The organism is Verrucosispora sp. TAA-831 (assembly GCF_050780145.1).
Lineage (GTDB): Bacteria > Actinomycetota > Actinomycetes > Mycobacteriales > Micromonosporaceae > Micromonospora.
In genome coordinates this window covers 4473202-4496046 of the sequence record NZ_CP192240.1, presented here as the reverse complement: position 1 = coordinate 4496046, position 22845 = coordinate 4473202, and the positions used below count along the sequence as shown (strand labels likewise).

At 72.3% G+C, this 22845-nt stretch carries 2 protein-coding genes; both read left to right on the top strand.

Annotation, left to right across the window (positions count from 1 at the left end; translation table 11 throughout):
• The first annotated feature begins 92 nt into the window (after nucleotides 1-92).
• Nucleotides 93-16487 carry an SDR family NAD(P)-dependent oxidoreductase gene (locus ACQVFL_RS19905; protein ID WP_431727289.1) on the top strand — a complete coding sequence of 5465 codons (16395 nt, stop codon included), beginning with the start codon at nucleotides 93-95 and terminating at the stop codon, nucleotides 16485-16487.
• A gap of 103 nt (nucleotides 16488-16590) precedes the next feature.
• Nucleotides 16591-22830, top strand: coding sequence for an SDR family NAD(P)-dependent oxidoreductase (locus ACQVFL_RS19900; protein WP_431727288.1), 6240 nt, complete (start codon nucleotides 16591-16593; stop codon nucleotides 22828-22830).
• Nucleotides 22831-22845 lie beyond the last annotated feature (15 nt).

Below are 22845 nucleotides of genomic sequence, written 5' to 3'. Positions count from 1 at the left end.
GGCGTGGATTCGTGCGTGTATTCGGCGGCCCCCGCCCCACCCGGGCCCGGCCCGCGCTGCCCTCCGGCCGGCGACGAGAAACGGGAGATCCCATGACGACATCGACTGAGCAGCTGGTCGAAGCGCTGCGGGCATCGCTGAAGGAGAACGACCGCATCCGCCAGGACCACCACCGGCTCACCGCGGCGGCGTCGGAGCCGATCGCGGTGGTGGGTATGGGTGGCCGGTTTGGTGGTGGTGTCGATTCGGTGGCTGGTTTGTGGGATCTGTTGGTGTCCGGTGGGGAGGTGGTGGGTGAGTTTCCGGCGGATCGTGGTTGGGATGTGGAGGGCTTGTTTGATCCGGATCCGGGGGCGTTGGGGAAGTCGTATGTTCGGTTCGGTGGATTTGTTTCCGGTGTCGCTGATTTTGATGCCGAGTTTTTCGGTATTTCGCCGCGTGAGGCTCTCGCGATGGATCCGCAGCAGCGTTTGTTTTTGGAGACGGCGTGGGTGGCATTGGAGGATGCGGGTTTTGATCCTGCGGATCTGCGGGGTTCCCGGACCGGGGTTTTTGCCGGGCTGAGTGGGCACGATTACGGCGGTTCTCCGGGTGAGGTGATGGAGGGTGTCGAGGGGCATCTGGTGACGGGGAATGCGGCGTCGGTGCTGTCTGGTCGGCTGTCGTACTTCTTCGGTTGGGAAGGGCCTGCGGTCACGGTGGACACGGCTTGTTCGTCGTCGTTGGTGGCGTTGCACTTGGCGGTGCAGGCGCTGCGGCAGGGTGAGTGTGGGTTGGCGTTGGTGGGTGGGGTGTCGGTGATGTCGACGCCGGCGTTGTTCCTGGAGTTCTCGCGGCAGCGTGGTCTGGCTGTTGATGGTCGGTGTAAGGCGTTCTCGGCGGACGCGGACGGGATGGGTGCTGCTGAGGGTGCTGGTGTGTTGGTGGTGGAGCGGTTGTCGGATGCTCGGCGTAATGGTCATCGGATTCTGGCGGTGGTGAGGGGTTCGGCGGTCAATCAGGACGGTGCGTCGAATGGGTTGACCGCGCCGAACGGGCCGAGTCAGCAGCGGGTGATCCGGCAGGCGTTGGTGAACGCGGGTGTCGACGCGGCGGGTGTGGATGTGGTGGAGGCGCACGGGACCGGGACCAGACTCGGTGACCCAATCGAGGCCCAGGCACTCCAAGCGACCTACGGCAAGGCGCGCGGTGACGGCGATCCGGTCCTGCTCGGCTCGGTGAAGTCGAACATCGGCCACACGCAGGCCGCGGCCGGCGTCGCCGGTGTCATCAAGATGATCCTGGCGATGCGGCACGACCTGCTCCCGCGCACCCTGCACGCCGACGTGCCCTCGCCCGAGATCGACTGGTCGCCCGGCACTCTGCGCCTGCTCACCGAAGCCCAGCCGTGGAAACGCAACGGGCATCCGCGGCGGGCCGGCGTCTCGTCGTTCGGGATGAGCGGCACCAACGCCCACGCCATCATCGAGGATTACACCGAGGCGGAAACGGTCATCGACCCCGGCCCGCCGTCGGCCGCGCTGCCGCTGGTGCTGTCGGCGGCGTCGCCGGCCGCGTTACGGGAGCAGGCGGCGCACCTGGCGGACCTGCTGGCCGACGCATCCCTGACGGACGTGGCGTCGTCCCTGGTCCGCACACGCGGCGTGCTGGCCGAGCGCCTCGTCGTGGTGGCCGCCGACCGGGCTGCGGGCGAGGCCGGCCTGCGATCGTTCGCCGTCGGGGCGCCGGGACCGGACGTCGCCGCCGGCAACGCGCCCGGCCGCGACGAACGGGTGGTGTTCGTCTTTCCCGGCCAGGGCGCCCAGTGGGCGGGCATGGGTGTTGCGCTGATGGCCGAGTCGCCGGTGTTCGCGCGGCGGATGGCGGAGTGCGAGCAGGCACTGGGGCCGTTCGTGGACTGGTCGTTGACCGAGGTGCTCGGTGACGAGCGGGCGCTTGAGCGGGTGGAGGTGGTACAGCCGGCGCTGTGGGCCGTGATGGTGTCCCTTGCTGCCGTGTGGCGGTCGTGGGGTGTCGAGCCGTCGGCGGTCGTCGGGCACTCGCAGGGGGAGATCGCGGCTGCGTGCGTGGCGGGAGCGCTGACCCTCGAGGACGGCGCACGCGTGGTGGCGCTGCGCTCGGCGGCAATCGTCCGGCTCGCCGACACCGACGGCGGCATGACCTCGCTTGCTCTACCGGCGGACGAGGTGCGGCTCCTGCTGGGACAGGTGCCCGGCGTCCAGATCGCGGCGGTCAACGGCCCGGCGGCGACCGTGGTCTCCGGCGCGGTGACGGGCCTGGCCGACCTCGAGGCGCGGTGCGAGCAGCGGGACATCCGCGTACGCCGGGTGCCGGTGACGTACGCGTCGCACTCGGACCGGATGGAGGCGCTCCGCGACGAGCTCGCCGACCTTCTCGCACCGGTACGCCCGCGGACCGGTGATGTCCCGATCTTCTCCACCCTGCGCGGCGAACTCGTCGACGGTGCCGACCTGGACGCCAGCTACTGGTTCGCGAACCTGCGGCACACCGTCCAACTCGAACCGGTCATCTCGCAGCTCGCAGCCGACGGCGTGGGCGCGTTCGCTGAGATGAGCCCGCACCCGGTGCTCACCGGTGCGGTCACGCAGACGGTGGAGGCGGCTGGCGCCGCCGCCGTCGTGTCCGGCTCACTGCGCCGCGACCAGGGCGGACTGAGCCGCCTGCAGATGTCGGCAGCCGAACTGTTCGTCCAGGGCGTTCCGATCGCGCTCGACCGGTGGGTGCCGACGGGCAACCGGGTCGACCTGCCGGCGTACGCATTCCAGCGGCGGCGTTTCTGGCTGGGCTCACCCGGCGGCGCGGACGTCCGGGCAACCGGCCTCACCGCCGGCCGGCACCCGCTGATCGCCGGGTCGATGCGGCTGGCCGACGACGACGGCGTCGTGCTGGTCGGGCGTCTGTCCCTGCGGAGTCACCCCTGGCTGGCCGACCACGCGGTGGGCGACAGCGTCCTGGTGCCTGCGACGGCCTTCGTTGAGCTGGCGGTCCGGGCCGGGGACGAGGCCGGGTACGACCACATCGACGAACTGACCCTGCACACGCCGCTCACCCTGCCGCGCCGTGGGGGAGTGCACGTCCAGGTGGTGCTGCGGGCGCCCGACGACCAGGGCCGTGGCTCGCTGACCATCCACTCGCGGCCGGACGACGCCGAGCCGGACGAGCCGTACGTCCGGCATGCCGCCGCGGTCCTGACCGCCGGGGAGCGGGCGCCCGTTCCTGCCCGGTCCGGGTCGTGGCCACCGGCGGGCGCCGAGCCGATCGAGGTGGACGGGGTCTATGAGCGGCTGGCCTCCGGCGGCTACCACTACGGGCCGGTCTTCCAGGGCCTGCGGGCGGCCTGGCAGCAGGACGGCAACGTGTATGCCGAGGTGGCCCTCGCCGAGGGCACCGAGGTCGACGGATTCGCGCTGCACCCGGCGTTGTTCGACGCCGCTCTGCAGGCGGTCGCACTGGTGCTGGGCGGGGACGCCGGTGACCGGCCGCGGCTGCCGTTCGCCTTCACCGGTGTCACCGTGCGCGCCGCCGGCGCGACGAGCATGCGGGTCCGGCTGACCCGCGACGGCGACGACACGATGACCCTGTACGCGACGGACCCGGCCGGCGCGCCGGTCGTCACCGTCGACGCGCTGGTGACCCGGCCCGTCGCCGACGTCGACCCGGGCGTGGACGACGCGCTGTTCCGCGTCGACCTGGTGCCGCTGGAGCTGCCGCCGGCCGCCGACGTCCGGATCGTGGCCTGGGACGAGGCGATCACCGGCCGGTCTGTCGAAGCCGACGTGGTGGTGTACGACGGCGGCCGCGGCGACGGCGGTTCGCTGCCTGGCGCCGTGTGGGACAGCACGGTCAGGCTGCTGGACGTCGTGCAACGGTGGCTTGCTGACGAACGGTTCGCGGACGCGCGACTGGCCGTCGTCACCCATCAGGCGCTAACCCTGGACGGTGAGACGCCGGACCTCACCCGGGCCGCTCTCGTCGGTTTGCTGCGGTCTGCGCAGGCCGAGCACCCCGGCCGGTTCGTGCTCGTCGACACCGGTGTCGCGACCGCGGCGCCGGACGCGGCGCTGGCCACCGCCCTCGGCACCGGCGAGCCCGAGATCCTGCTGCGCGGTGAGACCGCGTACGTGCCTCGCCTTGTCCGCGCGCCTGCTCCTTCGCTGCCGGTTGGGTTGTGGCGTTTGGACGTGGGTGTGGGTGGGTCTGTGGACAGTTTGGCGGTGGTTTCGACTGAACGTCGTGGTCTTGCCGCGCGGGAGGTGAGGGTTGCGGTGCGGGCGGCTGGGGTGAATTTCCGGGATGTGTTGTTGAGTCTGGGGATGTATCCGGGTGTGGGCAGCATTGGTGGTGAGGCTGCCGGTGTGGTGCTGGAGGTCGGTGATGAGGTGACTGGTTTGTGTCCCGGTGATCGGGTGATGGGTTTGTTTATCGGGGCTTTCGGTCCGGAGGCGGTTGGTGACGAGCGGATGTTGGTGGGGGTGCCGGATGGCTGGTCGTTCGCGGAGGCCGCGACGGTTCCGGTTGCTTTTGCCACGGCGTGGTTCGGGTTGCGTGATCTTGGTGGTTTGCGTTCTGGGCAGCGGGTTCTGATTCATGCCGCGGCGGGTGGGGTGGGTCAGGCGGCGGTGCAGTTGGCCCGGTACTGGGGTGCGGAGGTGTTCGGCACCGCGAGTGCGGGCAAGTGGGAGGTGCTGCGTGGGCTGGGCTTGGACGACGGGCATATCGGTAGTTCGCGGGATCTGTCGTTCGTGGAGCGTTTCCCGGCCGGTTTCGATGTCGTGCTGAACAGTCTGGCGGGTGAGTTCGTCGATGCGTCGCTGGGTTTGCTCGCGCCGGGTGGTCGTTTTGTGGAGATGGGTAAGACGGATGTCCGTGAGCCGGAGGGTGTGGACTATCGTGCCTTCGACCTTGCCGAGGCGGGGTTGGATCGGACGCAGGAGATTCTGGCCGACGTCGCTGGTCTGATGGCCTGCGGTGCGTTGCGGCCGCTGCCGCTGCGGGCGTTTGACATGCGGCGTGCCTCGGATGCGTTCCGGTTGATGGTGCAGGGCAGGCATGTCGGGAAGGTGGTCCTCACGCCGCCGCGTGAGGCGGTCTCGGGGTCGGTGGTGGTGACCGGCGCGACCGGAACCCTCGGTCAGTTGGTCGCGGAGCATTTGGCGGCTGCGGGCGTCGGGCGTCTGCTGTTGTTGAGTCGCAGTGGTGAGGTGGCGGGGTTGCGGGAGCGGTTGACCGCGCTCGGGGCCGAGGTCACTTTCCGGGCCTGTGACGTGGCGGATCGGGAGGAGTTGGCGGCGGCGTTGGCCGGGGTTCCGGTCAGCGGGGTTGTCCATGCTGCCGGTGTTCTCGCTGACGGGGTGTTGGAGTCGATGACACCCGAGCAGGTCGAGGTGGTGCTGCGCGCGAAGGTGGACGCTGCGGTGCACCTGCATGAGTTGACCGTGGGCGCGGATCTGTCGATGTTCGTGCTGTATTCGTCGGTGGCCGGGGTGTTGGGTGCGGCGGGGCAGGCGAACTATGCGGCCGCGAATGCTTTTCTGGACGCGTTGGCCGTGCATCGTCGGGGTCTTGGTCTTGCGGGCACGTCGTTGGCGTGGGGTTTCTGGAACGAGCGTAGTGCGATGACCGGGCACCTCGACGGCGGCGACCTGCAGCGTCTGGCCCGTGGTGGCATCGTGGGCCTGACCCGCGAACACGGCCTCGCCCTCTTCGACGCGGCTGTCACACACACCCACGCCGCGCTTGCACCCGTCCGCCTCGACCTGCGTGTGCTGTCTCGGGAGGAGACACCCCCGATCCTGCGGAGCCTGCTACGGACCCCGGCCCGCCGCACCGCCCGCGCCACCGCCGGATCCGCCGGCATCGGCCTCGCGGCCCAGCTCACCGCCATGTCCGCCGATGAGCGCGACCAGCACCTGCTCGCCCTGGTGCGGTCCAGCGCCGCGGCGGTCCTCGGCCACCAGGGTGCCGACGCGATCGACGCCCACCGGGCCTTCAAGGACATCGGCTTCGACTCGCTGACCGCCGTCGAACTCCGTAACCGCATCACCGCCGCCACCGGACTGCGACTGCCCACCACCCTCGTCTTCGACCACCCCAGCCCCACCGACCTGGCCCGCCGGCTGCGCACGGACCTCGTCGGCGACACCGACAAAGCCGTCGCCACCCCGGTCGCCTCCACCGCGGCGGCGTCGGAGCCGATCGCGGTGGTGGGTATGGGTGGCCGGTTTGGTGGTGGTGTCGATTCGGTGGCTGGTTTGTGGGATCTGTTGGTGTCCGGTGGGGAGGTGGTGGGTGAGTTTCCGGCGGATCGTGGTTGGGATGTGGAGGGCTTGTTTGATCCGGATCCGGGGGCGTTGGGGAAGTCGTATGTTCGGTTCGGTGGATTTGTTTCCGGTGTCGCTGATTTTGATGCCGAGTTTTTCGGTATTTCGCCGCGTGAGGCTCTCGCGATGGATCCGCAGCAGCGTTTGTTTTTGGAGACGGCGTGGGTGGCATTGGAGGATGCGGGTTTTGATCCTGCGGATCTGCGGGGTTCCCGGACCGGGGTTTTTGCCGGGCTGAGTGGGCACGATTACGGCGGTTCTCCGGGTGAGGTGATGGAGGGTGTCGAGGGGCATCTGGTGACGGGGAATGCGGCGTCGGTGCTGTCTGGTCGGCTGTCGTACTTCTTCGGTTGGGAAGGGCCTGCGGTCACGGTGGACACGGCTTGTTCGTCGTCGTTGGTGGCGTTGCACTTGGCGGTGCAGGCGCTGCGGCAGGGTGAGTGTGGGTTGGCGTTGGTGGGTGGGGTGTCGGTGATGTCGACGCCGGCGTTGTTCCTGGAGTTCTCGCGGCAGCGTGGTCTGGCTGTTGATGGTCGGTGTAAGGCGTTCTCGGCGGACGCGGACGGGATGGGTGCTGCTGAGGGTGCTGGTGTGTTGGTGGTGGAGCGGTTGTCGGATGCTCGGCGTAATGGTCATCGGATTCTGGCGGTGGTGAGGGGTTCGGCGGTCAATCAGGACGGTGCGTCGAATGGGTTGACCGCGCCGAACGGGCCGAGTCAGCAGCGGGTGATCCGGCAGGCGTTGGTGAACGCGGGTGTCGACGCGGCGGGTGTGGATGTGGTGGAGGCGCACGGGACCGGGACCAGACTCGGTGACCCAATCGAGGCCCAGGCACTGCTGGAGACGTACGGCCAGGACCGCGAACGGCCGCTGTGGCTCGGCTCGGTGAAGTCGAACCTCGGGCACACCCAGGCTGCCTCCGGTGTCGCGGGCGTCATGAAGATGATCCTGGCGATGCGGCACGACCTGCTCCCGCGCACGCTGCACGCCGACGTGCCGACCCCAGAGGTGGACTGGACGGCCGGGAACGTGCGCCTGCTCACCGAAGCCCAGCCGTGGAAACGCAACGGGCATCCGCGCCGAGCCGGCGTCTCGTCGTTCGGCATCAGCGGCACCAACGCCCACGTGGTCCTGGAGGAGGGCGAGCCCGTCGAAGCGGCCGTGCCGCGACGGGACGCTTCGGGCGTCCCCCTGCTGCTGTCCGCCGCGTCTCCTGCCGCTCTGCGTGACCAGGCCCTCCAGCTCGCCGAACTCCTCGCCGAAGGCGACGTGTCCCTGCACGACGTCGCATCGTCCCTGGTCCGCACCCGTGGGCTGCTCGCCGAACGCGCCGTGGTGGCCGCAGCCGACGCGGTGACGGCGCGGGACGGACTGAGTGCGTTCGCCGCAGGCATCGAGGCGCCCAACGTAGTCGCCGGCCATTCCGCCGGCCGCGACGAACGGGTGGTGTTCGTCTTTCCCGGCCAGGGCGCCCAGTGGGCGGGCATGGGTGTTGCGCTGATGGCCGAGTCGCCGGTGTTCGCGCGGCGGATGGCGGAGTGCGAGCAGGCACTGGGGCCGTTCGTGGACTGGTCGTTGACCGAGGTGCTCGGTGACGAGCGGGCGCTTGAGCGGGTGGAGGTGGTACAGCCGGCGCTGTGGGCCGTGATGGTGTCCCTTGCTGCCGTGTGGCGGTCGTGGGGTGTCGAGCCGTCGGCGGTCGTCGGGCACTCGCAGGGGGAGATCGCGGCTGCGTGCGTGGCGGGAGCGCTGACCCTCGAGGACGGCGCACGCGTGGTGGCGCTGCGCTCGGCGGCAATCGCCGGATTGGCCGGCACCGAGAGCGGCATGACCTCGGTGGCGATGTCGCGGGCCGACGTCGAGGAACTGCTGGAACAGATGTCCGGCGTGTCCGTCGCCGCAGTCAATGGACCGTCGGCCACGGTGGTCGCCGGCGAGGTGACCGGTTTGGCCCAGCTTGAGGCCGCATGTGAGCAGCGTGGTGTCCGCGCCCGCCGGGTGCCGGTTACCTACGCGTCGCACTCGGCGCAGATGGAGTCGCTGCGCGAGGAACTCGCCCGGGTGCTGTCGCCGGTCCGGCCCCGCATCGGGGCGATCCCGTTCTTCTCGACCTTGCGCGGCGAGGTCGTGGACGGGGCGGAGCTGCACGCCGACTACTGGTTCGCGAACCTGCGGCACACCGTGCTGCTGGAACCGGTCATCACGCGGCTCACGGGCGACGGTGTGGGCGCGTTCGTGGAGATGAGTCCGCACCCGGTGCTCACCGTGCCGGTCACCGAGACCGTGGAGGCGGCCGGCGGGCGGGCCGTGGTGTCCGGCTCCCTGCGCCGCGACGAGGGCGGACTGGACCGGCTGCTGCTCTCGGCCGGTGGGCTATTCGTCGAAGGAGTACGCCTCGACCCGCACACCTGGGTGCCCGAGGGGAACCGGGTCGACCTACCGGCGTACCCCTTCCAGCGCCGGCGTTTCTGGCTCGCGGCCGCCGCCGGCGACGTCCGGTCCGCAGGTCTGGCGGCGGCGCGGCACCCGCTGATCGCCGGGACGATGCGCCTGGCCGACGGCGACGCGGTGGTCCTCACCGGGCGGCTGTCCCTGCAGAGCCATCCGTGGCTCGCCGACCACGCCGTCAACGACACGGTGTTGGTCCCAGGCACGGCCTTCGTCGAGCTGGCGGTCCGGGCCGGCGACGAGGCCGGGTACGACCACATCGAGGAACTCGCCCTGCACGCGCCGCTGGTCCTGCCGCGCCGCGGGCACGTGGCGCTCCAGGTCGTGCTGCGCGACGGCACGGCTGACATCTACTCCCGTCCCGACGACGGGGACGACTTCACCCACCACGTGACGGCGACGCTGGCCCGGGGCGGCGCGGATGCGGACGCGGCGCCGGCGTCGTGGCCACCCGCCGGCGCCGAGCAGCTACCGGTGGACGGCATGTACGAGCGGCTCGCCGACGGCGGATACCGGTACGGGCCCGTCTTTCAGGGGTTGCGGGCCGCGTGGTGGCACGACGGCAGCGTCTATGCCGAGGTGGCTGTGCCGGAGGGTGTCGAGACCGCCGGGTTCGCCCTGCACCCGGCGCTGTTCGACGCGGCCCTGCAGGCGATCTCGCTCGTTCCGGCGGCGGCCGGTGGGGAGCCGCGGCTGCCGTTCGCGTTCACCGGTGTCACCCTGCATGCCGTCGGCGCCACCCATCTGCGGGTCCGGGTGACCCGCCACGAGCAGGGCGACGTGACGGTGCACGCCTTTGACCCGGCCGGGGCGCCGGTCGTCACCGTGGGCAGGCTGGTCACCCGGCCCCTCACCGGCGTCGCCGCCTCCTCCGGCTCGGTGGACGGGCTCTGGCGAGTCGAATGGACCGCCGTGACCTCGGCCGGCGAGCACGACGTGACCGTGGTCGAGTTCGCGGAACTCACGGCGCTGCTCGACGGGTCCGGCGCGGTGGCAGAGACCATGGCCGTGCTGCTGCCGCCGGCTTCCGGGGGGAATCTGGCCGCGCGGGCGCACCGAGCCACCGTCGACACCCTGGATCTGCTGCAACGGTGGCTCGCCGACGAGCGCACCACCAACTCCCGGCTGGTGCTGGTCACCGACGGCGCGGTGGGGCCCGGCCTGACCGATCCCGCGCACGCGGCGGTGTGGGGCCTGGTCCGTTCGGCGCAGGCCGAGCACCACGACCGGTTCGTCCTCGTCGACGGATCCGCGGACCTTCTCCCGGCGGCCGTCGCCACCGGCGAGACCGAGATCGTCGTACGCGACGGTCGACTTCTCGTTCCCGGTCTGGCGCGCCCGGCGCCTGCTCCTTCGCTGCCGGTTGGGTTGTGGCGTTTGGACGTGGGTGTGGGTGGGTCTGTGGACAGTTTGGCGGTGGTTTCGACTGAACGTCGTGGTCTTGCCGCGCGGGAGGTGAGGGTTGCGGTGCGGGCGGCTGGGGTGAATTTCCGGGATGTGTTGTTGAGTCTGGGGATGTATCCGGGTGTGGGCAGCATTGGTGGTGAGGCTGCCGGTGTGGTGCTGGAGGTCGGTGATGAGGTGACTGGTTTGTGTCCCGGTGATCGGGTGATGGGTTTGTTTATCGGGGCTTTCGGTCCGGAGGCGGTTGGTGACGAGCGGATGTTGGTGGGGGTGCCGGATGGCTGGTCGTTCGCGGAGGCCGCGACGGTTCCGGTTGCTTTTGCCACGGCGTGGTTCGGGTTGCGTGATCTTGGTGGTTTGCGTTCTGGGCAGCGGGTTCTGATTCATGCCGCGGCGGGTGGGGTGGGTCAGGCGGCGGTGCAGTTGGCCCGGTACTGGGGTGCGGAGGTGTTCGGCACCGCGAGTGCGGGCAAGTGGGAGGTGCTGCGTGGGCTGGGCTTGGACGACGGGCATATCGGTAGTTCGCGGGATCTGTCGTTCGTGGAGCGTTTCCCGGCCGGTTTCGATGTCGTGCTGAACAGTCTGGCGGGTGAGTTCGTCGATGCGTCGCTGGGTTTGCTCGCGCCGGGTGGTCGTTTTGTGGAGATGGGTAAGACGGATGTCCGTGAGCCGGAGGGTGTGGACTATCGTGCCTTCGACCTTGCCGAGGCGGGGTTGGATCGGACGCAGGAGATTCTGGCCGACGTCGCTGGTCTGATGGCCTGCGGTGCGTTGCGGCCGCTGCCGCTGCGGGCGTTTGACATGCGGCGTGCCTCGGATGCGTTCCGGTTGATGGTGCAGGGCAGGCATGTCGGGAAGGTGGTCCTCACGCCGCCGCGTGAGGCGGTCTCGGGGTCGGTGGTGGTGACCGGCGCGACCGGAACCCTCGGTCAGTTGGTCGCGGAGCATTTGGCGGCTGCGGGCGTCGGGCGTCTGCTGTTGTTGAGTCGCAGTGGTGAGGTGGCGGGGTTGCGGGAGCGGTTGACCGCGCTCGGGGCCGAGGTCACTTTCCGGGCCTGTGACGTGGCGGATCGGGAGGAGTTGGCGGCGGCGTTGGCCGGGGTTCCGGTCAGCGGGGTTGTCCATGCTGCCGGTGTTCTCGCTGACGGGGTGTTGGAGTCGATGACACCCGAGCAGGTCGAGGTGGTGCTGCGCGCGAAGGTGGACGCTGCGGTGCACCTGCATGAGTTGACCGTGGGCGCGGATCTGTCGATGTTCGTGCTGTATTCGTCGGTGGCCGGGGTGTTGGGTGCGGCGGGGCAGGCGAACTATGCGGCCGCGAATGCTTTTCTGGACGCGTTGGCCGTGCATCGTCGGGGTCTTGGTCTTGCGGGCACGTCGTTGGCGTGGGGTTTCTGGAACGAGCGTAGTGCGATGACCGGGCACCTCGACGGCGGCGACCTGCAGCGTCTGGCCCGTGGTGGCATCGTGGGCCTGACCCGCGAACACGGCCTCGCCCTCTTCGACACCGCCGTCCACTGCCCCGAGCCCGCCCTCGTCGCCGCCCGCCTCGACCTGCGTGCCCTACACCGCGACGACGTCGTCGTGCCGCCGTTGATGCGTGGCCTGGTCCGTGCGCCGGCACGGCGTGCCGCCGCCGCCGGCACGACCGCGGCCGGGTTCACCGGCCGGCTCGCCGCCCTGCTCGCCGACGACCGGGAGCAGCACGTGCTCGACCTGGTCCGAGCGGCCGCCGCGGCGGTCCTCGGCCACCACGGTGCCGACGCGATCGACGCCCACCGGGCCTTCAAGGACATCGGCTTCGACTCGCTGACCGCCGTCGAACTCCGTAACCGCATCACCGCCGCCACCGGACTGCGACTGCCCACCACCCTCGTCTTCGACCACCCGACCCCGGCCGCGATCAGCGCCTTCGTGCTGGCTGCGACGCTCGGCACGGCGACCGAGCCGAACTCGCCCGCCCCGGTCGTGACCGCGGCGGACATTGCTACGGACCCGATCGTCATCGTCGGGATGAGCTGCCGGTTCCCCGGCGGGGTCGGCTCACCGGAGCAGCTGTGGCAGCTGCTCGTCCGCGGCGGCGACGCGGTGGGCCCGTTCCCCACCGACCGTGGCTGGGACCTGGAGCGGCTCTACCACCCCGACCCGGAGCACCCAGGCACCACGTACACGCGGGAGGGCGCGTTCCTCGGCGGCGCCGCCGACTTCGACCCCGGCTTCTTCGGCATTTCGCCGCGCGAGGCGATCGCGATGGACCCGCAGCAGCGCCTGCTGCTGGAGGTCTCCTGGGAGGCCCTCGAGAACGCCGGGATCGACCCGGCGACGCTGCGTGGCAGCCGCACCGGAGTCTTCGCCGGCGCCAGCGGCCAGGACTACACCGGGCTGCTCGCCCGCGTCCCGGAGCGGGTCAAGGGCCACCTGATGACCGGGAACACCGGCAGCGTGGTGTCCGGCCGGATCTCGTACACCTTCGGGCTGGAGGGCCCGGCCATGACCGTGGACACCGCCTGCTCGTCGTCGCTGGTCGCGCTGCACCTGGCGGCCCAGGCGCTGAGGCAGGGCGAGTGTACGCTCGCGCTCGCCGGCGGTGTCACGGTGATGTCCACCCCCGGCTTCCTCCTCGAGTTCAGCCGGCAGCGCGGCCTGGCCCGCGACGGGCGCTGCAAGGCGTTCTCCGCGGACGCCGACGGCATGGGCGCCGCCGAGGGCGCCGGCATGTTGCTGCTGGAACGCCTTTCCGACGCCCGCCGGCACGGCCACCAGGTCCTTGCCGTGATCCGCGGGTCGGCGGTCAACCAGGACGGCGCGTCGAACGGGCTCACCGCCCCGAACGGGCCCAGCCAGCAGCGGGTCATCCAGCAGGCGCTCGCGGTGGCCGGCCTGCGACCCGCCGACGTGGACGCGGTCGAGGCGCACGGTACCGGCACCCGGCTCGGCGACCCGATCGAGGCGCAGGCGCTGCTCGCGACGTACGGCCAGGACCGGGAGCAGCCGGTCCGGATCGGGTCGATCAAGTCCAACATCGGGCACACCCAGGCGGCGGCCGGCGCGGCCGGCGTGATCAAGATGGTGCTGGCGCTGCGGCACGGGTTGCTCCCGCGGACGCTGCACGCCGCCGAGCCGAGCCCGCACGTCGACTGGTCGGCCGGCGCCGCCGAGCTGCTCACCCGGCCGCAGCCCTGGGAGGCGGACGGCCGTCCACGGCGCGGCGGGGTGTCGTCGTTCGGGATCAGCGGCACGAACGCGCACGTGATCCTGGAGGAGGCTCCGAGCGTACCTGCGGAAGAGGAGCCCGCGCCGGACGGCCCGGCGTCGACGCTGGTGCCCTGGATCCTGTCGGCGAAATCGGCGGAGGCGTTACGGGATCAGGCGGACCGGCTGGCGGCGGTGGGCGGCGACCCACGCGACGTGGCGCACGCGCTGCTGACGAAGCGGGCGTTGTTCGACCATCGCGCGGTGGTGCTCGGCCGGACCTCCACCGACCTGATCGCCGGCCTGCACGCGCTGCCGGCAGGGGTGCGCCGGGACGGGAAGCTGGCCCTCACCTTCACCGGGCAGGGTGCCCAGCGCGCCGGGATGGGCCGGGAGCTTGCGGCGACGTTCCCGCTGTTCAGCGACACTCTCGACGAGATCTGCGCGGTGTTCGACCGGCACCTCGGCCGTCCGCTGCGCCGGGTGATCGACGGCGAGGCGGACCTGCTCGACCGCACCGAGTACACCCAGCCGGCCCTGGTCGTGCTGGAGATCGCCCTATACCGGCTGCTCGGCACGTTCGGAATCCGGCCGGCCGTGCTTGCCGGGCACTCCATCGGGGAGTTCACCGCCGCCCACGTCGCCGGCATCCTCAGCCTGGACGACACGGCGGCGCTGGTGTGCGCCCGGGGCCGGCTCATGCAGGCGCTGCCCGAGGGCGGCGCGATGCTGGCGCTGGCGGTCACCGAGGCCGAGGCGCTCACGGCGATCGACGGCCGGGCGGGCATCGCGGCCGTCAACGGCCCGTCGTCGGTGGTCATCTCCGGTGACGCCGGCGCGGTCGAGGCCGTGGCGCAGCGGTTCGAGGGGCGCCGGCGCAAGCTGCTGCGCACCTCGCACGCCTTCCACTCGCCGCTGATGACGCCGATGCTGGACGAGTTCCGCGCGGTCGCGGAGTCGGTGACGTACGCGCCGGCCGGCCTGCCGATCGTGTCCACGGTGACCGGGCGGCTCGCCGAGGGCGACGACCTGCGGTCGGCGGACTACTGGGTACGCCACGCCGTCGCCCCGGTCCGGTTCCACGACGCCGTCCTGCGTCTGCACGAGTTCGGCGCCGGGTTCCTGCTCGAAGTCGGGCCGGACGGGACGCTCACCTCGATAGCCCGCGACCTGCTGCCGGACGACGCCGTGCTGGAGCCGGCGCTGCGCCGCGACCGCCCCGAGGAGGACACCCTGCTGGGCGCCCTCGCCCGGCTGCACACCGCCGGTGTCCCGGTCGACTGGCGCCCGGTCGTCCCGCTCGGCCGCCGGGTCGACCTGCCGACCTACGCCTTCCAGCATCGGCGTCTGTGGCTGACCGACGCGATCACCGGTCTCGACCTGGGTGATCCGGTGGTGATCGCCGGTGACGGCGTGCTCTTCGACGCGGTGCTGCCCCGGGCGGGCGGCGTGATCCTGGAGCTGCTGTTGCGGGCCGGGGACGAGGTGGGCTGCGACCTGATCGAGGAGGCCGAGTTCCTGGCGCCGCTGCCCGCGGTGGCGGGCGGCACGCGGGTGCAGATCCGGGTGCGTGCAGCGGATCCGGAGGGGCGCCGGGCGGCGAGCATCTCGTCGTACGACGGCGGGCACTGGACGGTCAACGCGACCGCGATCCTGGCGGCCGATGTCGCGGCGGATCTGGCCCTCGATGAGGGCGAGATCATCGCCGACGTGGCGCTGGCCGACCCCGAGCAGGCCGGGGACTATCTGCTGCACCCTGATCTGCTGGAGGGGCTGCCGTTCACCGGGTGGCGTGGTGTGCGGCTACACGCGACCGGCGCCCACCACCTGGTGGTCCGGCTGTCGGGTGAAGCGCTGGTCGCGACCGACACGGAGGGCGAGCCGGTGCTGACGGCCTCGCAGGTCACGGTCGGCTCTCTTGGGCCCGAGTCGTTCTCCGAGCCTCTGTCCGCGCCTCGGCCGGTACGCCGGGCGGTCCGTCCCGCCGAATCGGCCGCCGTGGCCGGTTTCGACCCGGCCACGGCCCTGGACCTGGTCCGCTCCTCGGCGGCTGCGGTGCTCGGCCACGAAACGGCCGACGCCCTCGACGACCAGCGCAGCCTGCTCGAACTGGGCTTCGACTCGCTGACCGCGACGGAGCTGCGACGGCGGCTGGTCGCGGCGACCGGGGTACCCCTGGAACCGACCGTCGTCTTCGACGAGCCGTCCCTGGCCGCACTCGCCCGGCACCTCGCCGCGCGGGCCGCCGGGCCCAGACCGGAGGCGGCCGGCACGGTCAGTTCCCTCTACTGGCAGGCCTGCGTGCGGGGCCGCCTCGACGAAGGGCTCGCGCTGGTGCAGGCGGCGGCGCGGCTGCGGCCGGCCTTCGACGTGGCCACCGCCGAGCAGCACGTGCCCGGCCCGGTACGGCTGGCCTCCGTCTCTTCCTCTGGTGGCGGCCTGCCGCTAATCTGCCTGCCCAGCTTCAGCGCGGTCGCCGGGCCGCACGAGTTCGCGCCGTTCGCGGGCGCGCTGCGCGGCAGCCGGGACGTGTGGGCACTGCCCGAGCCCGGCTACCTCGAGGGTGAGGCGCTGCCGGAGTCGCTCGACGCGCTGGTGCGGATGCAGGCCGAGGCGGTGCGCCGGCTGGCGGCCGGCGGGGACGGCTTCGTCGTGGTGGGACGGTCGATGTCCGGGATGCTGGCGTACGCCCTCACCGCCCACCTCGAATCGGTGAACCTGCCGCCGGCGGCGGTCGTGCTGCTCGACAGCTCCACCCCGGCGTCGATCCGGCGCCGGCCGTGGCTGTCGTCCGGGCTCGCGCAGGCGGTGGCCGACCGGGAGAGCGGGATGGGACTGCGCAGCGACACCCGGATCACGGCGATGGGCCGCTATCACGAGATCTTCGCGGGGTGGGAGCCGGCGCCGGTGGCCACGCGGACCCTGCTGGTGCGCGCCACCGAGCCGTGGTCTTCGGTGGAGGCGGGCGCCGGCGGCTGGGGCGCCGAGTGGGATCTGCCGCACGAGACGGTCGACGTCCCCGGTGATCACTTCACCATTCTGGAGGCGGCCGCCGCCTCCACCGCTCTGGCGGTGGACGGGTGGCTAGGGGGCGGCGAATAGGGGTCTGCCCGCCATCCGAGAGGGGTTCTTCACACCCTGCGGGCTCATTAGCTTCAACGGCGGAGACACGGTTCTTTCGGGCCGCGACAGACGGGTTGCGTGAATGTCGAACGAAGAAAAGACCGTCGAATACCTGAAACGGTTGACGGCAGATCTGCAGCGGACCCGGCGGCAGTTGCGCGACGCCGAGGAACGGGACCGCGAGCCGATCGCGCTGGTCGGTATGGCCTGCCGATTCGCCGGCGGGATCTCCTCGGCCGGTGACATGTGGCGGCTGCTGGAGAGCGGCGCCGACGCGGTCGGCGAGTTCCCGGGTGACCGGGGCTGGGACCTCGGCGCGCTGTTCGACCCGGACCCGGAGCGGACTGGCACCTCCACCACCCGCCACGGCGCCTTCCTCACTGCGGCCGGCGACTTCGACGCCGCCTTCTTCGGCATCTCGCCGCGCGAGGCGATCGCGATGGACCCGCAGCAGCGGCTGCTCCTCGAAACGAGCTGGGAGGCCCTCGAGGACGCCGGGGTACGTCCCGACACGTTGCGCGGCAGCACCACCGGCGTCTTCGTCGGCAGCAACAGCCAGGACTACGCCTCGGTCGCCACGAATGCGCCGGAGGAACTGGAGGGCTACATCGGCACCGGCACCGCAGCCAGTGTGCTCAGTGGCCGGCTCTCCTACACGTACGGCTTCCAAGGCCCGGCCGTCACCGTCGACACCGCCTGCTCGTCGTCGCTGGTCGCGCTACACCTCGCGGTCCGGTCGCTGCGCGCTGGCGAGAGCACCCTGGCCCTGGCCGCCGGTGTCACCGTGATGTCCACCCCCGGAGCCTTCCTCGAGTTCAGCCGGCAGCGAGGGCTGGCGCCGGACGGCCGGTGCAAGGCGTTCGCGGGCGCGGCGGACGGCACTGGCTGGGGTGAGGGCGCCGGTGTGCTGGTGCTGGAGCGGCTCTCCGACGCGCAGCGGCTCGGCCACCGCGTGCTCGCCGTGGTGCGCGGTTCGGCGGTCAACCAGGACGGCGCCTCCAGCGGTCTGACCGCACCTAACGGCCCGTCGCAGCAACGGGTGATCCGGCAGGCCCTGGCCAACGCGGGTGTGGAGGCCTCCGGGGTAGACGTGGTGGAGGCGCACGGCACCGGGACCCGTCTCGGTGATCCGATCGAGGCGCAGGCGTTGCTGGCGACGTACGGCCGGGACCGGGACCGGCCGTTGTGGCTGGGGTCGGTGAAGTCGAACATCGGGCATACACAGGCGGCGGCAGGCGTGGCTGGCGTGATCAAGATGGTCCTGGCAATGCGTCACGACCTGCTGCCACGCACCCTGCACGTGGACGAGCCGACGCGCGAGGTGGACTGGACGTCGGGGGAGGTACGGCTGCTGACCGAGGCGCAGCCCTGGCAGCGCAACGGCCACCCGCGCCGGGCCGGGGTGTCCTCGTTCGGGATGAGCGGCACCAACGCCCACGTGATCCTCGAAGAGGCGCCTCCGGCTGAGGCTCTTGCCGAGGCCGCCGTACCCGCCGTCGCGCCGCTCCCGCTGTCCGCCCGCTCCGAACCGGCCCTGCGCGAGCTGGCCGCCCGGATGGCCGCGCTGCCCGACGTCCCCGTCGCGGACCTCGGCCACTCCCTCGCCGTCGCCCGCACCCCGCAGCCGGCACGAGCGGTCGTCGTGGCCGCCGACCCCGGCGCGGCCCGGGCAGGCTTCGCGGCGCTGGCCGGCGGGGAGATCACCGCCGACGTGGTCAGCGGTACCGCCGACGCGACCCACGACGGCGTCGTCTTCGTCTTCCCCGGCCAGGGTTCGCAGTGGCCCGGCATGGCGGCCGAGCTGCTGCGCACGTCGCCGGTGTTCGCCAAGCGGATGGCCGCGTGCGCCGACGCGCTCGCCCCGCACGTCGACTGGAAACTGCTCGACGTGCTCACCGGCGCGCCGGGCGCACCCTCCCTGGACCGGGTCGACGTGGTCCAGCCCGCCCTTTTCGCCATGATGGTGTCGCTCGCCGAGGTGTGGCAGGCCCACGGCGTCCGCCCGGCTGCGGTGCTGGGACACAGCCAGGGCGAGATCGCCGCCGCCTGCGTCGCCGGCGCGCTCTCGCTGCCGGACGCCGCCCGCCTCGTGGCGCTGCGCTCCCGGGCGCTGCTGCGGCTTGCCGGCCAGGGCGGCATGCTCTCGCTCGCGCTGCCGGTGGCCGACGTGCGCGAGCGTCTCGCCCGCGACTTCCCCGAGCTGTCGGTGGCCACCGTCAACGGACCGTCCTCCACGGTGGTCTCCGGCCCGCCCGGCCCGCTGACCATGCTGCGCGACGCCTGCGAGACGGCCGGTGTCCGGGCCCGCATGATCCCAGTCGACTACGCCTCGCACTCACCGCAAGTAGAGCAGCTGCGCGACGAGCTGACCCGGATCGCCGCGCCGATCACGCCGCGCGACGGCGACGTCCGCTTCTTCTCCACGGTCACCGCCGGTTTCGCCGAGCACCGGTCGCTGACCGCCGGCTACTGGTACCGCAACCTGCGCGACACCGTCGAGTTCGAACCGGCGGTCAGCGCCCTGCTGGCCGCCGGTTTCGGCGCGTTCGTCGAGGTCAGCCCGCACGCCGTGCTGACCCTGAGCATCGAGGAGACGAGCCAGGCGGCCGGTGTCGACGCGGTGGTCGTGGCTACGCTGCGCCGCGACGAGGGCGGGCTCACCCGCCTCTACCGCCAGCTCGGCGAGGCCTGGGTGCGTGGTGTCCCGGTCGACTGGACCACGATCTTCCCGGATGCGCGGCGGGTGGACCTGCCCACCTACCCGTTCCAGCGCCGCGCCTTCTGGGCGAGCCGCCCCCGTGGCGCCGGTGACGTCGGGGCGGCCGGTCTCGGCCCGGCGGCGCACCCGCTGCTCGGCGCGGTGGTGCCGGTCGCCGGCGAGGACACGGTGCTGCTCACCGGGCGGCTCGCCGCCGACACCCAGCCCTGGCTGGCCGACCATCGGGTGCGCGACGAGGTCCTGCTCCCCGGGACCGGGCTGTTGGAGCTGGCCGTCCGCGCCGGCGACGAGGTGGGCGCCACCGTGGTCGAGGGGCTCACCCTGAGGGCGCCGCTGGTCGTACCGGCGCAGCTGCAGGTCGGTGTCACCGCGGCGGAGGCAGGCCGCTGGTCGGTCGTGGTGCACTCCCGTGCCGCCGGCCGCTGGATTCGGCACGCCGAGGGTGTGCTGAGCAGCGCCGCGGTTCCGGCGCTGTCGACCGTGGTGTCGTGGCCGCCCACCGAGGTGTCCCCGGTGGATCTCACCGGCCTGTACGACGATCTGGCCGGGCGTGGGCTGGAGTACGGGCCGTCCTTCCGGGGACTGCATCGGGTGTGGACGGGCGACGACGCCGTGTACGCCGAGGTGCGCCTGCCCGGTGACGGCGCCGCTGACTATCTGCTGCACCCGGCCCTGCTCGACGCCGCCCTGCACGCCGCCGGAGCAGGCGGCCTGCTGCCAGACGACGGCGCCGCCCGGCTGCCGTGGAGCTTCCAGGACGTGCGGGTGCACGCTGCCGGCGCCGCCGAGTTGCGGGTCCGGCTGACCTCGGCGGCGCCCGGGACGCTCGCCCTGACCGCCACCGACACCACCGGGGCCCCGGTGGTGTCGATCGGCTCGCTGACACTGCGCGCGCCAGCGGCAGCCCCCGCCGCAGCCCCCGACGACGACCTGTACGCCCTGGAGTGGACGCCGGCCGCCCCTGTCGCCGCGGCGACCGATGTGGTGATCACCGAGTGCCCGACCGGCGACGTCCGCACGGTTCTGCTCGCCGTGCACGAGCAGCTCACTGCCGAGCTGGCCGGCGCCGACTCCCGCCTGGCGATCGTCACCCGCGGCGCGGTCGCGGTGCAGGACCGCGACGAGGTTCATGACCTGGCCCATGCGGCAGTGCGCGGCCTGGTCCGCAGCGCCCAGTCGGAGAACCCCGGCCGGTTCGTGCTCGTCGACGTCGACACCCTGGACCCGCTGCCGGCCGGCCTGATCGACGGGGCCCACCCCGAGGTCGCGATCCGCGGCGGCAAGGCCTGGGTGCCGCGCCTGCGCCCAGTCGCCGGTCGCGCCCTGCGGACGCCCGCCGAGCCCGGCCCGTGGCGTCTGGACGCCACCGGCGCCGGATCGGTCGACGGCCTGGCGATCCGGCCCGCTCCGGAGTCGGCGGCCGCCCTGGAAGCCGGCCAGGTCCGGGTGGCCGTCCGCGTCGCCGGCGTCAACTTCCGCGACGTGCTCATCACCCTCGGTATGTACCCGGACCTGGCCCTACTCGGCAGCGAGGCCGCCGGCACCGTCCTCGAGGTCGCGCCGGACGTCACGTCGCTCGCGCCGGGCGACCGGGTCACCGGCCTGTTCACCGGCGCGTTCGGGCCGACGGCCGTCTCCGACCACCGGATGCTGACCCGTATCCCGGACGCCTGGTCGTTCACCCAGGCCGCGTCCATGCCGATCGTCTTCCTCACCGCCTGGTACGCCCTGCACGATTTGGCCGGGCTGCGAGCCGGCGAACGGGTTCTGGTGCACGCGGCCGCCGGTGGCGTGGGCCAGGCCGCGGTACAGCTGGCCCGGCACTGGGGCGCCGAGGTCTACGGCACCGCGAGTGTCGGCAAGTGGGACGTACTGCGCGGGCTGGGCCTGGACGACGAGCACATCGGCAACTCGCGGGACCTGTCGTTCGCGGAACGCTTCCCAGGCGGTCTGGACGTGGTCCTCAACAGCCTCGCCGGCGAGTTCGTCGACGCGTCGGCCGGGCTGCTCGGCCCCGGCGGCCGGTTCGTCGAGATGGGCAAGACCGACCGGCGCGATCCCGGCTCGCTCGGCGGCGCCCGGTACCGCTCCTTCGACCTGGTGGAGGCGGGACCGGACCGCATCCAGGAGATGTTCACCGAGCTCGTGCGGCTGTTCGGCGACGGCACGCTGCGGCTGCTGCCCGCCCACGTCGGGGACGTGCGCGAGGCACCGGAGGTGTTCCGCCGGATCAGCCAGGCCCGGTACGCCGGCAAGGTGGTGCTGACCCTGCCGCAGCCGTGGGAGCGGCACGGCACCGTCCTGATCACCGGCGGGACCGGCACCCTCGGGCGGCTGCTCGCGCGGCATCTCGCCGACCGGGGCGTACGCCATCTGCTGCTGGTCAGCAGGTCCGGCGCCGACGCGCCGGACACCGCCGAGCTGGTCGCCGACCTCGCCGGACGCGGCGCCACCGCCACCGTCGTGGCCTGCGACGCCGCCGACCGGGACGCGCTGACGGCCCTGCTGGCGGCGATTCCGCCGGAGCGCCCGCTCACCGGCGTCGTGCACGCCGCAGGCATCCTGCACGACGGGTTGGTGGGATCCCTGACGCCGGCCGCCTTCGACGCGGTGCTGCGGGCCAAGGTGGACGTGGCGGAGAACCTCGACGCCTGCACCCGCGACCACGACCTCATGGAGTTCGTGCTGTTCTCCTCCGCGGCCGGCCTGCTCGGCGCGCCGGGCCAGGGCAACTACGCCGCCGCGAACACCTACCTGGACGCCCTCGCCGTACGCCGGCGGGCCGCCGGCCGGCCGGCGACCTCACTCGCTTGGAGCCTGTGGGCGCAGCGCAGCTCGATGACCGGGCACCTCGGCGACACCGACCTGGGCCGCCTCGCCCGGGGCGGTGTGGCGCCGTTGACCAGCGACGAGGGCCTGCGGCTGTGGGACGCGGCGCTGCGCCACGCCGACCCGGTCCTGGCGCCGCTGCGGGTGGACCTCGCGGCGCTGCGCGACGACTCCGGTCCCGGCGTGGTGCCCGCCCTGCTGCGCGGGCTGGCCGGCGCGGCGGCTCGGCCGACCGCCCGGTCCGGCGGCGAGCGGGTCCCGGCCGAGACGTCCGGGCAGCGCTACCGTGGGCTGGCACCGGCCGAGCGGGCCCGGGTGCTGCTGGACCTGGTCCGCTCCTCGGCGGCTGCGGTGCTCGGCCATGCCGACACCGGTGAGATCGGCGCGGGGCGGGCGTTCAAGGACCTCGGGTTCGACTCGCTGACCGCCGTGGAGCTGCGCAACCGTCTCACCACCGCCACCGGGCTGCGTCTGCCCGCGACGCTGGTCTTCGACAACCCCAGCCCCGGCGCGCTGGCCGCCATGCTCGACCGCGAACTGCGGCCCCCGGCGGAGGCGCCCGACGTCGACCCGGCCACCGCCGATTTCCACCGGCTGCTCGCCACCATCCCGCTGCAGCGGTTCCACCAGGCCGGTCTCTACGACGCGATCGTCAGCCTCGCGGCCGCGCCGGACGTCCCCGCGGCCACCGCGCCGGACGGCGCCGACATCGCCATCGACGACCTCGACGTCGCCGCGCTGATCCAGCGGGCGATGGACCCCTCGCAGACCTGATCCGTTCGAGCACCT